At 50.0% G+C, this 20,134-nt stretch carries 14 protein-coding genes and 1 tRNA gene; 10 read left to right on the forward strand and 5 right to left on the reverse strand.

The window, feature by feature from the left end; all coding sequences use genetic code 11:
- Positions 1–10: 10 nt before the first annotated feature.
- Together AACS80_RS19670 and actS are read right to left on the reverse strand one after the other, a co-directional pair.
- Positions 11–84: transfer RNA gene (locus tag AACS80_RS19670), tRNA-Gly, on the reverse strand.
- 78 nt (positions 85–162) lie between these two features.
- Entirely contained in the window at positions 163–921 is a 759-nt protein-coding gene (gene actS / locus AACS80_RS19675) for an amidase activator ActS (protein WP_130217906.1), read from the reverse strand.
- Positions 922–1,288: 367 nt separating this feature from the next.
- On the opposite strand from actS, the gene xdhA reads away from it, so the two are divergent.
- From xdhA to xdhC, 3 genes are read left to right on the forward strand one after another with little or no spacing between them, the layout of a single operon-like run.
- Positions 1,289–3,586 carry a xanthine dehydrogenase molybdenum-binding subunit XdhA gene (xdhA, locus tag AACS80_RS19680; RefSeq protein WP_135410345.1) on the forward strand — a complete coding sequence of 766 codons (2,298 nt, stop codon included), beginning with the start codon at positions 1,289–1,291 and terminating at the stop codon, positions 3,584–3,586.
- 10 nt (positions 3,587–3,596) lie between these two features.
- A complete protein-coding gene (gene xdhB / locus AACS80_RS19685) occupies positions 3,597–4,475 on the forward strand; it encodes a xanthine dehydrogenase FAD-binding subunit XdhB (RefSeq protein ID WP_130207782.1) in 879 nt (292 codons plus the stop codon).
- Positions 4,472–4,951, forward strand: coding sequence for a xanthine dehydrogenase iron sulfur-binding subunit XdhC (xdhC, locus tag AACS80_RS19690; RefSeq protein ID WP_130207784.1), 480 nt, complete (start codon positions 4,472–4,474; stop codon positions 4,949–4,951). The genes xdhB and xdhC overlap by 4 nt, the downstream gene beginning before the upstream one ends.
- A 40-nt stretch (positions 4,952–4,991) precedes the next feature.
- On the opposite strand, the gene AACS80_RS19695 is transcribed toward xdhC, so the two are convergent.
- Entirely contained in the window at positions 4,992–6,770 is a 1,779-nt protein-coding gene (locus AACS80_RS19695; RefSeq protein ID WP_135410346.1) for a sigma-54 interaction domain-containing protein, read from the reverse strand.
- Positions 6,771–7,248: 478 nt separating this feature from the next.
- On the opposite strand from AACS80_RS19695, the gene ygeW reads away from it, so the two are divergent.
- From ygeW to arcC, 5 genes are read left to right on the forward strand one after another with little or no spacing between them, the layout of a single operon-like run.
- The gene (ygeW, locus tag AACS80_RS19700) at positions 7,249–8,436 is read left to right on the forward strand and encodes a knotted carbamoyltransferase YgeW (protein ID WP_001360948.1); all 1,188 of its coding nucleotides are present in this window, start codon (positions 7,249–7,251) and stop codon (positions 8,434–8,436) included.
- Positions 8,437–8,494: 58 nt separating this feature from the next.
- Positions 8,495–9,691 carry a diaminopropionate ammonia-lyase gene (gene dpaL / locus AACS80_RS19705; RefSeq protein ID WP_135410347.1) on the forward strand — a complete coding sequence of 399 codons (1,197 nt, stop codon included), beginning with the start codon at positions 8,495–8,497 and terminating at the stop codon, positions 9,689–9,691.
- Between the two features lie 57 nt (positions 9,692–9,748).
- Positions 9,749–10,960: a YgeY family selenium metabolism-linked hydrolase gene (locus tag AACS80_RS19710; RefSeq protein WP_064529812.1), complete on the forward strand. Its 1,212-nt coding sequence runs from the start codon at positions 9,749–9,751 to the stop codon at positions 10,958–10,960.
- A gap of 52 nt (positions 10,961–11,012) precedes the next feature.
- Positions 11,013–12,398 (forward strand): D-phenylhydantoinase, encoded by a 1,386-nt coding sequence (hyuA, locus tag AACS80_RS19715; protein WP_135410348.1) that lies wholly within the window; start codon positions 11,013–11,015, stop codon positions 12,396–12,398.
- Positions 12,399–12,445: 47 nt separating this feature from the next.
- Positions 12,446–13,378 (forward strand): carbamate kinase, encoded by a 933-nt coding sequence (gene arcC, locus AACS80_RS19720; RefSeq protein WP_130207792.1) that lies wholly within the window; start codon positions 12,446–12,448, stop codon positions 13,376–13,378.
- A 219-nt stretch (positions 13,379–13,597) separates the two neighbouring features.
- Here arcC and yqeB read toward each other — a convergent pair whose 3' ends face one another.
- Positions 13,598–15,223, reverse strand: coding sequence for a selenium-dependent molybdenum cofactor biosynthesis protein YqeB (gene yqeB / locus AACS80_RS19725; RefSeq protein ID WP_135410349.1), 1,626 nt, complete (start codon positions 15,221–15,223; stop codon positions 13,598–13,600).
- Between the two features lie 47 nt (positions 15,224–15,270).
- Positions 15,271–16,041, reverse strand: coding sequence for a selenium cofactor biosynthesis protein YqeC (gene yqeC, locus AACS80_RS19730; RefSeq protein ID WP_135410350.1), 771 nt, complete (start codon positions 16,039–16,041; stop codon positions 15,271–15,273).
- Between the two features lie 92 nt (positions 16,042–16,133).
- On the opposite strand from yqeC, the gene mocA reads away from it, so the two are divergent.
- Positions 16,134–16,712 carry a molybdenum cofactor cytidylyltransferase gene (mocA, locus tag AACS80_RS19735; protein WP_135410351.1) on the forward strand — a complete coding sequence of 193 codons (579 nt, stop codon included), beginning with the start codon at positions 16,134–16,136 and terminating at the stop codon, positions 16,710–16,712.
- A gap of 322 nt (positions 16,713–17,034) precedes the next feature.
- On the forward strand, positions 17,035–20,133 hold the full coding sequence (gene ygfK / locus AACS80_RS19740; protein WP_138183934.1) for a putative selenate reductase subunit YgfK: 3,099 nt from the start codon (positions 17,035–17,037) through the stop codon (positions 20,131–20,133).
- Position 20,134: the final 1 nt, after the last annotated feature.

Raw genomic sequence — 20,134 nt, forward strand, 5'->3', positions numbered from 1 at the left:
AGTAAGAAACTGGAGCGGGCGAAGGGAATCGAACCCTCGTATAGAGCTTGGGAAGCTCTCGTTCTACCATTGAACTACGCCCGCTTCGAGATGCGTAAGGCATTATAAACCTTACGCTCTCCTAAGCAAGTGCCTTGCTACTGACTGCTGATTAATTCGCCATCAGCACTTTGGCTTGCTACCCTGTGGCGGCAAGTAGCGCAAAGGATCTATTGCCGTAGCACGGTAGCGAATCTGGAAATGTAGCCGCACGGATTCCGCATCAGTACTTCCCATAGTCGCTATCTTTTGCCCGGCTTTAACACTTTGCCCATTGTTCACCAGCATCGTGTCGTTATGGGCATAAGCAGTAATGTAATCTTCACTGTGTTTAATCATTATAAGATTACCGTAACCACGCAGCTGATTACCCACATATACCACTTTCCCGGCACCTGCAGCGTATATTGGCGTCCCGCGTGCCGCCGCAATATCAATCCCTTTATTGCCGCCATCTGCCATTGAGTAAGGCATAATAACCTTTCCGCTCGTTGGCCATAACCAGCAACGTTGCCCAACCGGCGGCCATGAAGATTTCGAAACGGCCGAAGACGGTGTCACTGACGCTGTTTTTGTCGTCGATTTGCCGGTGGATTTGCGCGTGCCGTTACTACTTTTTTTCGCCCCACCCAGTTTCAGCTTTTGGCCGATTTCTATGGTATAGGGGGGGGAGATGTCGTTGAGTCGGGCTAGCTCTTTTACGCTGGTTCCCGTGGTGCGTGAAATACGATAAAGCGTATCCCCCCGTTTCACGGTGTAAACGGAGCCGGAATACGTTCCTGTATCTGATGATTTGCTACCCGAGCAGCCAGCCAGAAGCAGCCCTACCGATAACAGCATCACGATACCCAGAGTTTTTTTATTCAGGCGTCCTGCGCTCAAAATCTTTCCTCGCTAAAAAACAAGACGCTATATCATAGCAGCCCCCCGTCAGATCCCCAATCCATTGCGTGGGAACAGGCATGTACGAATCAATAACTGTTAAAGAATCAATTAGCACCATTGGCAAACATCGGAACCATCCTGATTGACCTCTAATACTCATTTATCACAATGATTTTTATCACGCTCATATTGATAAACTGCACTCACTTTCTTTGCTGATAAAAATGCATCATCCGTAGCGTTTTTTTAACGACATCACACTTCCCCTCTCCCCTCGTGTTTATAGTCGTTTCTGGCGTAATTCTTGCCTGCAAAGACTTAATCATTGCCATAAGAACCAAATGTTCAAATCAAGGGGATTTCTATGGAAGCGCGGGAAGCAACCGCTACAGGTGAATCATGCATGCGCGTCGATGCCATTGCGAAGGTCACCGGGCGGGCACGATATACTGACGATTATGTTATGGCGGGCATGTGTTACGCGAAATATGTACGTAGCCCAATTGCACATGGTTATGCGGTGAGCATTAACGATGAACAAGCCAGAAGTTTACCAGGCATACTGGCCGTATTTACCTGGGAAGATGTTCCTGATATTTCCTTTGCCACGGCGGGCCATGCCTGGACTCTGGATGAGAATAAACGCGATACCGCCGATCGCGCCCTGTTAACACGCCACGTCCGCCATCATGGCGATGCGGTTGCTATTGTCGTTGCCCGTGATGAACTCACAGCGGAAAAAGCAGCGCAACTTGTTCACATCGAATGGCAAGAATTACCCGTCATTACCACGCCAGAAGCGGCACTGGCAGAAGATGCAGCGCCAATCCATAGCGGTGGCAATTTACTGAAACAAAGCACAATGTCGACAGGTAATGTCCAGCAAGCAATCGACGCTGCCGATTACCAGGTGCAGGGGCATTATCAGACGCCGGTCATTCAACATTGTCATATGGAAAGTGTGACCTCATTGGCGTGGATGGAAGACGATTCACGAATTACCATCGTTTCCAGCACCCAAATCCCGCACATTGTCCGCCGCGTTGTCGGTCAGGCGCTGGATATTCCCTGGTCGTGCGTGCGGGTTATCAAGCCCTTTGTCGGCGGTGGTTTTGGTAATAAACAAGATGTACTGGAAGAGCCGATGGCGGCATTTCTGACCAGTAAACTCGGCGGCATTCCGGTTAAAGTTTCCCTAAGCCGCGAAGAATGTTTTCTGGCGACCCGCACTCGCCACGCTTTTACCATTGACGGACAAATGGGCGTCAACCGCGATGGTACGCTAAAAGGCTATAGCCTGGATGTTCTGTCTAACACCGGCGCTTACGCTTCACACGGTCATTCCATCGCTTCTGCAGGCGGCAATAAAGTTGCTTATCTCTACCCGCGCTGTGCCTATTCTTATAGCTCAAAGACTTGCTATACCAATCTACCCTCAGCGGGTGCGATGCGTGGCTATGGCGCACCGCAGGTGGTTTTTGCTGTTGAATCTATGCTGGATGACGCTGCTGAAGCGCTGGGCATTGACCCGGTTGAAATTCGTTTACGCAATGCCGCCCGCGAAGGCGATACAAATCCACTCACAGGCAAACGCATCTACAGTGCCGGATTGCCAGAGTGCCTGGAAAAAGGGCGGGAAATCTTTGAATGGGAAAAACGCCGTGCAGAGTGCCAGAACCCGCAGGGCAATCTGCGCCGCGGCATTGGCGTCGCCTGTTTTAGCTACACCTCTAACACCTGGCCTGTCGGTGTAGAAATCGCTGGCGCGCGCCTGTTGATGAATCAGGATGGAACCATCAACGTGCAGAGCGGCGCGACGGAAATCGGTCAGGGTGCCGACACGGTGTTCTCGCAAATGGTAGCTGAAACCGTGGGCGTTCCGGTCAGTGATGTACGCGTAATTTCGACGCAAGATACCGATATTACGCCATTCGATCCAGGCGCATTTGCCTCACGTCAGAGCTATGTAGCCGCACCTGCGCTGCGCAGTGCGGCACTGTTATTAAAAGAGAAAATCATCGCTCACGCCGCAGTAATGCTGCATCTGTCGGCGATGAATCTAACCCTGATAAAAGGCCATATCGTACTGGTTGAAAGACCGGAAGAGGCATTACTGTCGTTAAAAAACCTGGCAATGGATGCGTTTTATCATCCTGAACGTGGCGGGCAACTTTCTGCCGAAAGCTCGATCAAAACCACCACGAACCCACCTGCGTTTGGCTGTACCTTTGTTGATCTGACAGTCGATATCGCGCTGTGTAAGGTCACCATCAACCGCATCCTCAACGTTCATGATTCGGGCCATATTCTTAATCCGCTGCTGGCTGAAGGTCAGGTACACGGCGGGATGGGGATGGGCATCGGCTGGGCGCTTTTTGAAGAGATGATCATCGACGCGAAAAGTGGCGTGGTGCGTAACCCAAATTTACTGGATTACAAAATGCCGACCATGCCGGATCTGCCACAACTGGAAAGTGCGTTTGTCGAAATTAATGAACCACAATCTGCATACGGACATAAGTCACTGGGTGAGCCGCCAATTATTCCTGTTGCCGCTGCAATTCGTAATGCGGTGAAGATGGCTACCGGTGTCGCAATCAATACGCTGCCGCTGACACCAAAACGGTTATATGAAGAGTTCCATCTGGCAGGATTGATTTGAGGATAACATCATGTTTGATTTTGCTTCTTACCATCGCGCAACGACCGTTGCCGATGCAACCAACCTGCTGGCTCAAAATCCGCAGGCCAAACTGCTCGCCGGTGGCACTGACGTACTGATTCAACTCCACCACCACAATGATCGCTATCGCCATATTGTTGATATCCACAATCTGGCGGAGCTTCGGGGTATTACGCTGGCGGAAGATGGTGCACTACGCATCGGCTCTGCGACGACCTTTACTCAGTTAATAGAAAATCAGTTAACGCAACATCATCTCCCGGCATTATGCGCTGCGGCTTCGTCTATTGCCGGCCCGCAAATCCGTAATGTCGCGACCTACGGCGGAAATATTTGCAACGGCGCCACCAGCGCAGATTCAGCAACACCAACACTGATTTATGACGCGAAGCTGGAAATCCATTCACCGCGTGGGGTTCGTTTCGTCTCGATTAATGGTTTTCATACCGGACCAGGCAAGGTTTCCCTTGAGCATGATGAAATTCTGGTCGCGTTTCATTTTCCTCCGCAGCCAAAAGAACACGCAGGTAGCGCACATTATAAATATGCCATGCGCGATGCGATGGATATTTCAACAATCGGGTGTGCCGCTCACTGTCGATTGAACAACGGCTACTTCAGCGAGTTGCGTCTGGCATTTGGTGTTGCCGCACCAACGCCGATTCGCTGCCAACATGCCGAACAGGCTGCACAAAATGCGCCATTAAACCAGCAAACACTGGAGGCCATCTGCGAATCTGTCCTACAGGATGTCGCACCGCGTTCTTCATGGCGAGCAAGTAAAGAGTTCCGTCTGCATCTCATTCAGACGATGACCAAAAAAGTGATTAGCGAAGCCGTCGCTGCGGCGGGGGGAAAATTGCAATGAATCACAGCGAAAGTATTACTATTGAATGCATCATTAACGATATGCCTTTTCAGCTTCACGCCGCGCCAGGTATGCCGCTTTCGGAACTGCTCCGCGAACAAGGGCTGCTTAGTGTCAAACAAGGATGCTGCGTTGGTGAATGCGGTGCCTGTACGGTGCTGGTTGACGGAACCGCGATAGACAGCTGCTTATACCTGGCCGCATGGGCTGAAGGAAAACAGATCCGCACGCTGGAAGGCGAAGCGAAAGGCGGCAAACTTTCTCATGTACAACAGGCTTATGCGAAATCTGGCGCTGTACAGTGTGGTTTTTGTACGCCGGGGCTGATTATGGCCACTACGGCAATGCTGGCAAAACCTCGAGAGAAACCGTTAACCATTACGGAAATTCGCCGTGGCTTGGCCGGGAATCTGTGTCGCTGTACCGGATATCAAATGATTGTGAATACTGTTCTGGACTGTGAAGAAACGAAGTAAAACGCAATCCGGCCTGAATTCAGGCCGGATTTTTTGATGACTATGCGCTTAACAATTCATATTTCTTAATTTTACGATAAAGCGTGGCGATGCCAATACCAAGCTCATCAGCGACTTGCTTCTTACTGTTATGCCGTGAGAGCGCTTCGCGAATCATCTGCTTTTCCATCTCCTCCAGCGCTGTGCCGCCAGCATCATCAAGAGCCAAATGTGCCTCGCTGGCTTCTGGCATCTCACTTTGCTCCGCCGTACCGTTATTAACCAGATTTGGTGGTAGTAGCGTACTGTCGATGACTTCGCCCGAAGGAACGACGTTGACCAGATACTCCATCAAATTACTTAACTCTCGCAGGTTTCCTGGCCAACGATGCTTACGCAGTAACTCAACAACATCGGGAGCAATACCCGGGTAAACCGATCCCAGACGACGGGTATGGAGATGTAAAAAGTAATGCACCAGCAGTTCAATATCTTCCTGACGCTCACGTAGCGGTGGCAGAGTGATAGGAATAACGTTAAGTCGGTAGAAAAGATCTTCGCGGAATTTACCTTCGGCTATGAACAGAGCCAGATTCTGGTTTGTTGCAGAAATGATGCGGATGTCGACCTGTATTGGGCTACTGGCGCCAATAGGCAGGATCTCACGCGCTTCAATCGCCCGCAGCAGTTTTGCCTGAAGCATTAAAGGCATATCGCCAATTTCATCAAGAAACAGAGTTCCCGTGTTTGCTGCCTGAATCAGCCCTGTTTTACCGTTGGCAGAAGCGCCAGTAAATGCGCCTTTAACATAACCAAACAGCTCACTCTCCAGAAGCTGTTCCGGAATCGCCGCGCAGTTGATAGCGATAAAGGGTTTGTTCCGTCGCCCACTCAACTTATGAATAGCACGGGCCACCACTTCTTTTCCGGTCCCGCTTTCACCAACAACCATGACGCTGGAGGGGCTAGGTGCGATGCGGCTAATCAGCCGTTTTAATTGCCGCATAACACGGCACTCGCCAACCAATTGTTCAATATGCGGTTCATCAGATGCATTTGCCACGGAAAAACTGGTATGGGATTGGTGAAACGCCATTAAAAATAGCTGTCGTCCCTGAATGTTATGCAACTGACCAATTATCAATTCACTTTTATCATCCCACGAGACAATATGTTGCATATGTCCATGAGTAAAATTACTCTCAAATGTTAATGGCCTGAAACGGATAAGTTTCCCAACCATATTATTTTGCACAACGCCAAGTGTTTTTAATGCAGTCTGATTAACGAACTGAACACGATTTTCCTCATCAATAACTAATACACCTTGATCCATATTATCGATCATGGTAGCAAATATTTTACTGATGTTATCTCCCGGCCCCTGATCTTCCAGGAGTTTCGAGACAAAAATAGTCGATATATGGCGAACGTAATCTGAAAATTCGCGTAAATTATCACTGATATGTTCTTGTTGCTCATGAGTAACAGCAATCAAACTTATCACTCCGACACAACGATCCTGCAGAATAACGGGCGTCCCCAGGAACGCCTTCTCACGACAACTCTCTTTACTGTCGCAGCCTTCACAAAGGGGATCGAAGCGAGAATGTGTCACGACCTTTTCGGTTTTCGTTTCGAGGACATAGCGGAGCAAGCGTGAGTTGCCACTCAACTGGCGACCAAGAAATTTCCCATATGCGCCGGTTCCAGCGACGCGACACAAGTTTTCATCAACGATCTCAACCTCAAGCTGCAAAACGCTGGCTAGCATTCTGGCAAAACGCTGAATTGTTGGTTGAATTTGCATCAAAACTGACTGCGTATTAGCAAGCTCCATAGCTTTACCTTCCAGAATCACTTAAAAGTCGATCATTGAAGACGTTGATGGTTCACAGATCATAACGATATTAACTCAGGCAAAAATCGCTTTGCTAAAAACATAAGATTTTTATCACTTTCTAATGAAATTATGGAAGTGATATCACATTTCTATATCAATATGAGAATTACGGGAGTGAGTTTATCAAACTGACGAGCTTTCACCTGTCCCTTTATCTTATTTCTGATACTTAGCAGCAAATAAATAACTGCGTTAAAAAAGCCAAACGTTTCCGTATATTTTTAACTTCCGTAGTGTGGCGATAATTTGTGATCAATCCCACATATCCCCTGTCAGATTAGCGTTTCGTGACCGCGTAGATAATTCTGGCATGTTTATTGTTAGTCCCTGGTATAGCTGTGAAAACACCAATCACTTTGGCAAGTCACAGTGAAATAAACCACTTTGCCTGTCATTCCACTACCGGGACTTTATGATGAAAACTGTTAATGAGCTGATTAAGGATATCAATTCGCTGACCTCTCACCTGCACGAGAAAGATTTTTTGTTAACGTGGGAACAGACGCCAGATGAACTGAAACAAGTACTGGACGTTGCCGCAGCATTAAAAGCACTGCGTGCTGAAAACATCTCTACCAAAGTCTTTAATAGTGGATTAGGTATTTCCGTATTCCGCGACAACTCCACTCGTACCCGCTTCTCTTATGCTTCTGCGCTTAACCTGCTCGGCCTTGCACAGCAGGATCTTGATGAAGGTAAATCACAGATTGCGCACGGCGAAACTGTCCGTGAAACCGCTAATATGATCTCCTTCTGCGCTGACGCTATCGGTATTCGTGACGATATGTATCTGGGCGCGGGTAATGCCTATATGCGTGAAGTTGGCGCTGCCCTCGACGACGGCTATAAGCAAGGCGTACTGCCGCAGCGCCCGGCTTTAGTTAACCTGCAATGCGATATTGACCATCCGACTCAATCAATGGCTGACCTGGCATGGTTACGTGAACACTTTGGTTCACTGGAAAACCTGAAAGGTAAAAAAATCGCCATGACATGGGCATACTCCCCAAGCTATGGCAAACCGCTGTCTGTACCACAAGGCATCATCGGTCTGATGACCCGCTTCGGTATGGATGTCACCCTTGCCCATCCAGAAGGTTATGACCTGATCCCGGATGTCGTTGAAGTCGCTAAAAACAATGCTAAAGCATCCGGCGGCAGCTTCCGTCAGGTAACAAGCATGGAAGAAGCATTCAAAGACGCTGACATCGTTTATCCGAAGTCCTGGGCACCTTACAAAGTGATGGAAGAGCGTACTGAACTGCTGCGCGCTAACGATCACGAAGGACTGAAAGCGCTGGAAAAACAGTGTCTGGCACAGAACGCACAGCACAAAGACTGGCATTGTACTGAAGAGATGATGGAGCTGACCCGCGACGGCGAAGCCCTGTATATGCACTGCCTGCCAGCCGATATCAGCGGCGTATCCTGCAAAGAAGGAGAAGTCACTGAAGGCGTATTCGAAAAATACCGTATCGCGACCTACAAAGAAGCCAGCTGGAAGCCATACATCATCGCCGCGATGATCCTGTCCCGTAAATATTCCAAACCAGGCGCACTGCTCGAACAACTGCTTAAAGAAGCGCAAGAACGCGTGAAATAACCCCCTCGGGCCGATCGACAGGTCGGCTCTCTATTTCCAGAGGCCAAAAGGATAGGATATGTCCGTTTTCTCATTGAAGATTGATATCGCCGATAACAAATTTTTCAACGGCGAAACATCACCGCTCTTTTCGCAAAGCCAGGCAAAACTGGCGCGCCAGTTCCACCAGAAAATTGCTGGCTATCGCCCAACACCGCTTTGTGCGCTGGACGATCTCGCAAACCTTTTTGGTGTGAAGAAAATTCTCGTTAAGGACGAATCAAAACGATTCGGTCTGAACGCCTTCAAAATGCTCGGCGGTGCGTACGCCATCGCTCAATTATTGTGTGAAAAATATCATCTTGATATCGAAACGCTGTCATTCGAGCATCTGAAAAATGCCATCGGCGAAAAAATGACATTTGCTACAACGACCGACGGCAACCACGGGCGCGGTGTTGCCTGGGCAGCACAGCAACTCGGTCAGAACGCGGTAATTTACATGCCGAAAGGTTCCGCTCAAGAACGCGTTGACGCCATTCTGAACCTCGGAGCCGAGTGCATCGTCACTGATATGAACTATGACGATACCGTTCGCCTGACCATGCAACACGCGCAGCAACACGGCTGGGAAGTGGTGCAAGATACCGCCTGGGAAGGTTACACCAAAATTCCAACCTGGATCATGCAGGGCTACGCCACTCTGGCAGATGAAGCCGTCGAGCAAATGCGTGAAATGGGCGTAACACCAACTCACGTTCTGCTGCAAGCCGGTGTCGGCGCTATGGCCGGCGGTGTACTAGGTTATTTGGTGGATGTTTACACCCCGCAAAATCTGCACAGCATCATTGTTGAACCTGACAAAGCTGACTGTATTTATCGCTCCGGCGTCAAAGGTGACATCGTCAACGTTGGCGGCGATATGGCCACGATTATGGCGGGCCTGGCTTGCGGCGAACCTAACCCTCTGGGCTGGGAAATCTTACGTAACTGTGCCACCCAATTTATCTCCTGTCAGGACAGCGTTGCCGCATTAGGTATGCGTGTGCTGGGTAATCCGTACGGCAACGATCCACGCATCATTTCTGGTGAATCTGGCGCTGTCGGTTTGGGCGTTCTCGCGGCTGTTCATTATCACCCGCAACGTCAAAGCCTGATGGAAAAACTGGCTCTGAACAAAGATGCCGTCGTCCTGGTTATCAGCACCGAAGGCGACACCGACGTGAAGCACTACCGCGAAGTTGTCTGGGAAGGCAAACACGCTGTAGCACCTTAATCACCCTATTGGAACTGCTCCCTGCAAAACGGGGAGTAAAAAATCTGGAGAAAAATAATGGCTAAGAATATTCCATTCAAACTGATTCTTGAAAAAGCAAAAGATTACCAGGCAGACATGACTCGCTTCCTGCGCGATATGGTTGCTATTCCCAGTGAAAGCTGCGACGAAAAACGTGTAGTACATCGTATTAAAGAAGAGATGGAAAAAGTCGGCTTCGATAAAGTTGAAATCGATCCGATGGGTAACGTTCTCGGCTATATCGGCCACGGTCCGCGTCTGGTTGCAATGGACGCTCACATCGACACCGTAGGCATTGGTAACATCAAAAACTGGGAATTCGACCCGTACGAAGGCATGGAAACCGACGAGCTGATCGGTGGCCGTGGTACTTCCGACCAGGAAGGCGGCATGGCATCAATGGTTTATGCCGGTAAGATCATTAAAGACCTCGGTCTGGAAGATGAATATACCCTGCTGGTCACCGGTACTGTGCAAGAAGAAGACTGCGACGGTCTGTGCTGGCAGTACATTATTGAACAATCCGGCATTCGCCCGGAATTTGTGGTCAGTACCGAACCAACCGACTGCCAGGTATATCGTGGTCAGCGCGGTCGTATGGAAATTCGCATTGATGTTCAGGGCGTTAGCTGCCATGGTTCAGCACCAGAACGCGGTGATAACGCCATTTTCAAAATGGGCCCGATTCTTGGCGAATTACAAGAACTGTCCCAACGTCTGGGCTATGACGAATTCCTCGGCAAAGGTACACTGACTGTTTCCGAAATTTTCTTCACCTCACCAAGTCGTTGCGCAGTAGCAGACAGCTGTGCCGTTTCCATCGACCGTCGCCTGACCTGGGGCGAAACCTGGGAAGGCGCGCTGGATGAAATCCGCGCCCTGCCTGCGGTACAGAAAGCCAATGCTGTCGTTTCTATGTACAACTACGACCGTCCGTCCTGGACTGGCCTGGTTTACCCAACCGAATGCTACTTCCCGACCTGGAAAGTGGAAGAAGATCATTTCACCGTTAAAACGCTGGTGAATGCCTACGAAGGTCTGTTTGGCAAAGCACCGGTCGTTGATAAGTGGACGTTCTCAACTAACGGCGTATCCATTATGGGCCGTCACGGCATTCCGGTCATCGGCTTTGGACCGGGTAAAGAACCTGAAGCACACGCGCCAAACGAAAAAACCTGGAAATCTCACCTGGTGACCTGTGCCGCTATGTACGCTGCAATCCCATTAAGCTGGCTGGCAACAGAATAATTACTCTTCACCTATTTCCCTCCGGTTCGCCGGAGGTTTTTTGGAGTTTGCTATGCGCGTATTGATCAAAAACGGCACTGTCGTTAACGCAGATGGACAAGCCAAACAGGACTTGCTGATTGAAAGCGGTATTGTCCGCCAGTTAGGCAAAGATATTTCGCCGCAACTCCCCTGTGAAGAAATTGATGCCACTGGCTGTTACGTTCTCCCTGGCGGCGTAGATGTCCATACACATTTCAATATTGATGTCGGCATCGCGCGCAGTTGTGATGATTTTTTTACCGGTACCCGCGCAGCCGCGTGTGGCGGTACAACAACCATTATTGATCATATGGGATTTGGCCCGAATGGCTGCCGATTACGCCATCAACTGGAAGTTTATCGTGGTTATGCCGCCCATAAAGCGGTCATCGACTACAGCTTTCACGGTGTTATCCAGCATATTAATCACGCCATACTCGACGAAATTCCGATGATGGTAGAAGAAGGGCTGAGCAGTTTTAAACTCTATTTAACCTATCAATACAAACTCAACGATGATGAAGTCCTACAGGCATTACGCCGCCTGCATGAATCCGGCGCGCTGACCACTGTACACCCAGAAAATGACGCCGCAATCGCCAGTAAGCGAGCTGAGTTTATCGCCGCTGGGTTAACCGCGCCGCGCTACCACGCCTTGAGCCGACCTCTGGAATGCGAAGCCGAAGCCATCGCAAGAATGATTAACCTGGCACAAATTGCCGGTAACGCCCCGCTCTATATCGTGCACCTGTCTAACGGCTTAGGTCTGGATTATCTGCGCCTTGCTCGCGCGAATCACCAGCCAGTCTGGGTTGAAACCTGCCCGCAATATCTCCTGCTGGACGAACGCAGTTACGATACAGAAGATGGCATGAAGTTCATTCTTAGCCCACCGCTGCGCAACGTTCGCGAGCAGGACAAGCTGTGGTGTGGCATCAGCGATGGTGCGATTGACGTGGTGGCGACCGATCACTGCACCTTCTCGATGGCCCAGCGCCAGCAAATTTCTAAAGGCGATTTTAGCCGCTGCCCAAATGGCTTGCCCGGTGTGGAAAATCGCATGCAGTTGCTGTTCTCCAGTGGCGTAATGACGGGACGTATCACACCGGAGCGTTTTGTTGAATTAACCAGTGCGATGCCCGCAAGGCTGTTTGGCCTGTGGCCACAAAAAGGATTATTAGCACCCGGTTCCGATGGCGACGTGGTGATTATCGACCCACGCCAGAGCCAACAAATTCAGCATCGCCATCTCCACGACAACGCCGACTACTCTCCCTGGGAGGGCTTTACCTGTCAGGGCGCGATTGTCAGAACCTTATCCCGTGGTGAAACGATTTTCTGTGACGGCACCTTTACAGGCAAAGCCGGGCGAGGACGTTTCCTGCGACGCAAACCGTTTGTCCCTCCCGTGCTCTAACCACTGCCAGGGATCTATACACAATCAAGAATGATGAGTGAGGAAAAATGAGTAAGAAAATTGTTCTCGCCCTCGGCGGGAATGCGCTGGGCGACGATCTGGCCGGACAAATGAAAGCGGTAAAAATTACGTCTCAGGCAATTGTTGATTTAATTGCCCAGGGACATGAAGTTATCGTCACTCATGGTAATGGACCACAGGTAGGCATGATTAACCAGGCATTCGAAGCCGCTGCAAAAACTGAAGCGCATTCACCGATGCTGCCAATGTCTGTCTGTGTTGCGTTGAGTCAGGGATATATTGGTTACGATCTGCAAAACGCCTTAAGAGAAGAACTGCTTTCTCGTGGCATTAATAAACCCGTTGCAACGCTGGTTACCCAGGTCGAAGTCGACGCTAACGATCCGGCCTTCCTCAACCCAACCAAACCGATCGGTTCGTTCTTTACCGAGCAGGAAGCAGAGCAACTGACAAAACAAGGCTATACCCTGAAAGAAGATGCGGGTCGCGGCTATCGTCGTGTCGTTGCTTCGCCTAAGCCGGTAGATATTGTTGAAAAAGAGACAGTTAAAGCGCTGGTAGATGCAGGACAGGTTGTGATCACCGTTGGCGGTGGCGGTATTCCTGTGATTCGAGAAGGTAACCATCTGCGCGGCGCCAGTGCGGTTATCGATAAAGACTGGGCCAGCGCCCGTTTAGCAGAAATGATCGATGCCGATATGCTGATCATTCTGACTGCTGTAGAAAAAGTGGCGATTAACTTCGGTAAAGAGAATGAGCAGTGGCTCGATCGCCTGTCATTGGCCGATGCAGAACGCTTTATCGAAGAAGGGCATTTTGCAAAAGGTTCTATGCTGCCGAAAGTGGAAGCCGCCGCATCATTTGCCCGCTCTCGCGCAGGTCGCGAAGCACTGATTACCGTGTTGAGCAAAGCGAAAGAAGGGATTGAAGGAAAAACCGGAACGGTGATTTCTCAGTAATTTATTGGCCGGGTGGCGATGCCATTCGGCCAAAGATTGTTAACAAAGTGCGCGTTATTGATGCCGGATGCGGCGTGAACGCCTTACTCAGTCTACAAAACATATAATATTCAATGGTTTGCAAAGAATTTGTAGGCCTGATAAGCGCAGCGCATCAGGCAATTTGGCGTTTGTCATCAGTCTCAGGCCGGGTGGGTAATACCATCCGGCCATTTGCATTTAAGCCACTTCCAGTACTTCTTTCGTCGCTTTAACGCCCTGATGCATCAACATCATTAACGCCTCAAGTACGCCACCACCAATCGCTCGGGCTTTGTCAGAAACGCTGGTGAAATCAGCCGTTTCACCACGAGGATCGATATCACCGATTTTAAAGCCACCGACCACCGCCAGCCCGTCATTAAGTAAACCACGCACCATTCCCGTCAGCGGCGCTTTTATTTCATGCTCGCCAATCCAGGCAATAACATCGCCCTCTTGTACCAGATCGCCTAACTTCACGTTGGACCGCATGATACCTGCCGCCGGAGCGCGAATAACTCGCCGGGTGGTATGCCCCATAATATTTCCAGGAACGCCAGTGTTCTCCTGTGCGCAACCAGAGTAAATAACCTGTCCCAACCAATGCCCACGATTTGTTTCAATCACCGCATGACAATCTTTACCTGCGGTAAAGCCCGGCCCAAGCGCGATCGTCACTGGAGCCATGTCTGCACGCGTACCCAAATTCTGTTTCGCCAGAATAGCGTCCACCACACAAAGTGGTTTCAGCTCATCAAGCAGTAAACAGTCGGGGTCAACTATCACGGGAATAAACCCACGCTCAGTCAGTTTCATCGCCTCTACAGCGCTGGTTGCCAGTCGGGCGGTGACGCCTTCAACCGTCATTTCGTCATCGAACACGGCCTGGGCAAACGCCACGGTACAACGAATCACCGTCGGTTTTTCCACTTCCAGCATGATCACTTTAAAACCCGCATGATACAGACGTAGCGCCACACCACTGGCGATATCCCCCGCACCGCGAATCACCACCAGCTGGTGTCCGGAAGGATGAGAAGGTTTCATCATCAGCCCACCCGGCGCGTTATTTTTCACCTGTAATATTTCTGCCAGAACGCTGATAGCGATCTCCTGCGGCGTTTCCGCACCTATGTTGTAGCCCACCGGTGCGTGCAAACGGGCAATATGTTCTTCAGCCACGCCTTTCTCACGCAATTGACGCAGGAAAAGCTGAACCTTGCGGCGACTGGCCAGCAACCCCAACCATGCAATGGGCTGTTCAATGAGTTTATCGAGGGCTTCACGATCCTGATTATTCGTGGCAATCAGGACAAAATTATCAGGGCGAATATCCAGTGCATCCACGGCCGCGCCAAACGACTCAGCATGAACAAGCGCAGTTGATGGCGGGAAAAGTTCAGGATTCAGGCTTTCGCGATAAATATCGGCAACAGCAATATCAAACCCCAGCAGTGCTGCGCTTTGGGCTATCGCCCGGTTAACATGCCCCGCGCCGATCAACACCAGCCGGGGTCGCATACCATGTACGCTGATAAACACTGACATTGCGCCTCCGCAATCTGAGCCGACGGCATCCGTGCCGTTACGCGCCATGCGTCCATGGAATAATCGTGGCTTACGTTCCTGCAATGCCTGAAGCGACTCTTCAATCACCTTTCGCTCAACCATTCCCCCGCCAATTGTACCGACGATAGAACCATCGGCGCGCACTAACATTTGTGCAGAATGGCGGGGAGTAGAGCCTCGGCTATCTACAATTTGCGCTATTGCAAAAGGACAATTTTGCTCTTCGAGTTTTGCAGCCTCTGTGAAAATATTCATACCAACCTCAATCGATATCCATTCAGTAACCCGGAAGGCCCGGGCCGCTAATTCACAAATCTGCGCGCGATTGCAGGATGTTCTTGTATATCGCCCAGCCAGATTGCCTCTACGTCATGTTGTTGCAGCGGCTGAAGTAGCTCGCTTTGCGCAATCGCATTCTCACATTGAGAAAAACGGTTAATGAACCAGATTCGTCGACAGCCTTGTGGTACGTTTTTAAACGCGCCCTGAGGGTGACGAACCAGCGCAACGAGATCGCTCAGTTGCAAGGTTGCATCAGGTGTTAACCCGGTAATATCAGCAAACTGCGACCAGCGATGGACATTTTCCGTGCCAACTTGCGCGCCCAAAATATGCCCTCCCATCACAGCAATCACGCAGCAACTGCTTTTGGGTATGCAAGGTTCGTGCTCATCAGGCGCTTTTAACGGCATTCCACGCGAGCCATCTGCCTCAATGAGAATTACGTCACACTCTGGTCGTTGCACCAGTGCATCAATCACTTCTGGCGTAAATCCCTGCACTTTTCCCTGGTTCGCTTTCCAGCGGTGAAAACAAAATGAAATGGGGAATTTGAGAGACGAGTGAGGAAGCATTGCGGGATCACGACAGAAAACCACGGGCCAGTGAGAATCTGGCATAAACATATGTGTGGTCGTAGTAATTAACACGCGCCTGCCTATGGACTGAAATAACTGCGCCAGCCCAAAAAGCAGACTGGTTTTCCCCCCGGCGCCAACAACAGAAATCACAGTGGGGTGTTTCTGCGCGCCTAAATCAATGAATAACGCCGATGGGTCAATTATACTTTTCACGAGTCTTCATGGACCTCTCTGGGGTAAGTACGTATTAATCAGGGAGTAACACATTTTCAGGCGTTATTAGCCCATATAATAATGGAACCACTATGTCAGCCATCGACTGTATAATTACCGCGGCCGGATTATCATCAAGAATGGGGCAATGGAAAATGATGTTACCCTGGCAACAGGGAACAATTCTTGACGCGAGTATCAAAAATGCGTTGCAGTTTTGTAGCCGAATTATTTTGGTCACTGGTTATCGCGGCAATGAACTGCATAATCGCTACGCTAGCCATAGCAACATTACTATTATCTACAATCCAGATTATGCGGAGGGGTTACTGACTTCGGTAAAAGCCGCAGCGCCAGCGGTACAAACAGAACATTGTTTTCTCACTCATGGTGATATGCCAACCATTAATAGAGATATCTTCCTAAAAATCTGGAAGTTAAGAAACAACGGAGCCATACTCCCGCTCCATAATGGTACGCCTGGCCATCCGATTTTAGTGTCAAAATCCTGCCTGATGCAGGCGGTCAAACAACCTAATGTTACCCATATGCGCCAGGCATTACTCATGGGCGAACATTATTTCGTCGAAATGGAAAATGAAGAAATAATTTTAGATATTGATACTCCAAATGACTTTATTGATGCGCAAAAAAAGTATACTAAAATTTAGAAAAGCCAGTTAAACGATTGCGTTCAAATATTAAATCCACTCAGTACATCTTTATCATAATGATACAGAATCACTGATTTTGAGAAATGAGAAAAAGTGATAAAACGCATGACAACAATAATACCCAGGAGTGATTTTAATTCTCATTTAACTCCTGTGAGATCATTCACAAAAGCCCCTTAAGTTTCGAGGCGCTTCACATTTTTTTATATTTCCTGGCGAACATGGCAAGAGTGGTGTGATTGTTGCTCTATCCCCCTAAACCACCGGATTTCTCAATACCGGTCACTCAATGATATCTGTGTAAGCTAAGGAGAGGGTTATGGGGGATATTATGCGTCCCATTCCGTTTGAGGAACTTTTGACGCGCATATTTGATGAATACCAACAACAACGCTCAATCTTTGGTATTCCCGAGCAACAGTTTTACTCACCCGCAAAAGGTAAATCTGTCAGTGTTTTCGGTGAAACCTGTGCGACACCAGTCGGCCCCGCCGCAGGTCCGCACACGCAACTCGCACAAAACATCGTCACTTCCTGGCTGACTGGCGGACGCTTCATCGAACTTAAAACAGTACAAATCCTCGATCGTCTGGAGCTGGAAAAGCCCTGTATCGACGCCGAAGACGAGTGTTTTAACACCGAATGGTCCACCGAATTTACCCTGCTTAAAGCGTGGGATGAATACCTCAAAGCCTGGTTCGCCCTGCATCTTCTCGAAGCTATGTTCCAGCCGTCCGAGTCCGGTAAATCATTCATCTTTAATATGAGCGTCGGTTACAACCTCGAAGGCATTAAACAACCACCTATGCAGCAATTCATCGATAATATGATGGACGCGTCTGCACATCCGAAGTTTGCACAATACCGCGATACGCTTCATAAACTACTCCAGGATAACGCATTTTTAGCCCGCCACGGTTTGCAGGAAAAACGTGAAAGCTTGCAGGCCTTATCGGCACGTATCCCCACCAGCATGGTACAAGGCGTTACCCTCTCCACGATGCACGGCTGCCCTCCACATGAAATCGAAGCCATTTGCCGTTACATGCTGGAAGAAAAAGAGCTCAATACCTTCGTGAAACTCAACCCGACTTTATTGGGTTACGCGCGAGTGCGCGAGATTCTCGATAGCTGTGGTTTCGATTACATTGGCTTAAAAGAAGAGTCATTTGATCACGATCTCAAGCTAACCCAGGCGCTGGAAATGCTGGAACGCCTGATGGCGCTGGCGAAAGAAAAATCGCTCGGCTTTGGCGTCAAACTGACTAATACCCTCGGCACCATCAACAATAAAGGCGCACTGCCTGGCGAAGAGATGTATATGTCCGGGCGTGCGCTGTTCCCGCTCTCCATCAATGTCGCTGCAGTTCTTTCCCGCGCCTTTGACGGCAAACTGCCTATCTCTTATTCCGGTGGCGCCAGCCAGTTAACTATCCGCGATATTTTCGATACGGGCATTCGCCCGATAACCATGGCAACTGACCTGCTGAAACCTGGTGGCTATCTGCGCTTAAGCGCTTGCATGCGCGAACTGGAAGGGTCAGACGCCTGGGAGCTTAACCGTGTTGACGTCGAACGGCTAAACAGGCTGGCAGCAGATGCGCTAACTATGGAATACACCCAGAAACACTGGAAGCCAGAAGAGCGTATTGAAGTGGCAGAAGACCTGCCACTGACCGACTGCTACGTTGCCCCCTGTGTTACTGCTTGTGCCATCAAACAGGATATTCCGGAATATATTCGCCTGCTGGGGGAACATCGCTATGCCGACGCGCTGGAACTTATCTACCAACGCAACGCCCTGCCCGCGATTACCGGCCATATTTGCGATCACCAGTGCCAGTACAACTGTACTCGTCTGGATTACGACAGTGCGTTGAATATCCGCGAACTGAAAAAAGTCGCCCTGGAAAAAGGCTGGGATGAATATAAGCAACGCTGGCACAAACCAGCCGGTTCTGGTTCTCGTCATCCGGTTGCTGTAATTGGCGCCGGTCCGGCGGGCCTAGCTGCAGGTTACTTCCTTGCCAGAGCAGGTCATCCGGTCACGCTGTTTGAACGCGAAGCTAACGCGGGCGGCGTGGTGAAAAATATCATTCCTCAGTTCCGTATCCCGGCTGAGTTAATTCAGCACGATATCGATTTTGTTGCCGATCACGGCGTGAAATTTGAGTACGGTTGCTCGCCGGACCTGACCGTCGAACAGTTAAAAAATCAGGGCTTCCACTACGTTCTGATTGCCACAGGTACTGATAAAAATAGCGGTGTGAAACTGGCGGGCGACAACCAGAATGTCTGGAAATCTCTCCCCTTCCTGCGCGAGTACAACAAGGGTACTGCGCTCAAGCTGGGCAAACATGTGGTGGTTGTCGGGGCGGGTAACACTGCAATGGACTGCGCCCGTGCGGCATTACGCGTGCCTGGCGTTGAAAAAGCGACTGTGGTTTACCGTCGTTCACTGCAAGAGATGCCAGCATGGCGCGAAGAGTATGAAGAAGCACTGCACGATGGCGTGGAGTTCCGTTTCCTGAACAATCCTGAACGTTTCGATGCTGATGGCACCTTAACGTTGCGCGTCATGTCACTTGGCGAACCTGATGAGAAAGGTCGCCGCCGCCCGGTAGAAACCAACGAAACGGTAACACTGCACGTAGACAGTTTGATTACCGCCATTGGCGAACAACAGGATACTGAAGCCCTGAATACGATGGGCGTGCCGCTGGACAACAACGGCTGGCCAGACGTCGACCATAACGGTGAAACCCGCCTGACTAATGTCTTTATGATCGGTGACGTACAGCGCGGACCGTCCTCCATTGTCGCGGCTGTCGGCACAGCTCGTCGGGCATCGGATGCCATTCTTAGCCGGGAAAATATCCGTTCACACCAAAGCGATAAATACTGGAACAACGTCAACCCGACGGAAATCTACCAACGCAAAGGCGATATCTCTGTCACCCTGGTGAACAGCGATGATCGTGACGCGTTTGTCGCTCAGGAAGCCGCACGTTGCCTTGAATGTAACTACGTTTGCAGCAAGTGTGTGGATGTCTGCCCGAACCGCGCCAACGTGTCAATTGCGGTCCCTGGATTCCAGAACCGTTTCCAGACACTGCACCTGGACGCCTACTGCAACGAATGCGGCAACTGCGCCCAGTTCTGCCCGTGGAACGGTAAACCGTACAAAGACAAAATCACCGTCTTTAGCCTGTCGCAAGATTTTGATAACAGCAGCAACCCTGGCTTCCTGGTGGAAGATTGCCGAGTACGCGTGCGTCTGAATAACCAAAGCTGGTTGTTAAACATCGACAGCGAAGGCCAGTTCAACAACGTACCGCCAGAGCTGAACGATATGTGCCGCATCATTAGCCATGTCCACCAGCATCATCATTATCTGCTGGGCCGCGTGGAGGTGTAAT

This window comes from Escherichia sp. E4385 (assembly GCF_963883145.1).
GTDB lineage: Bacteria > Pseudomonadota > Gammaproteobacteria > Enterobacterales > Enterobacteriaceae > Escherichia.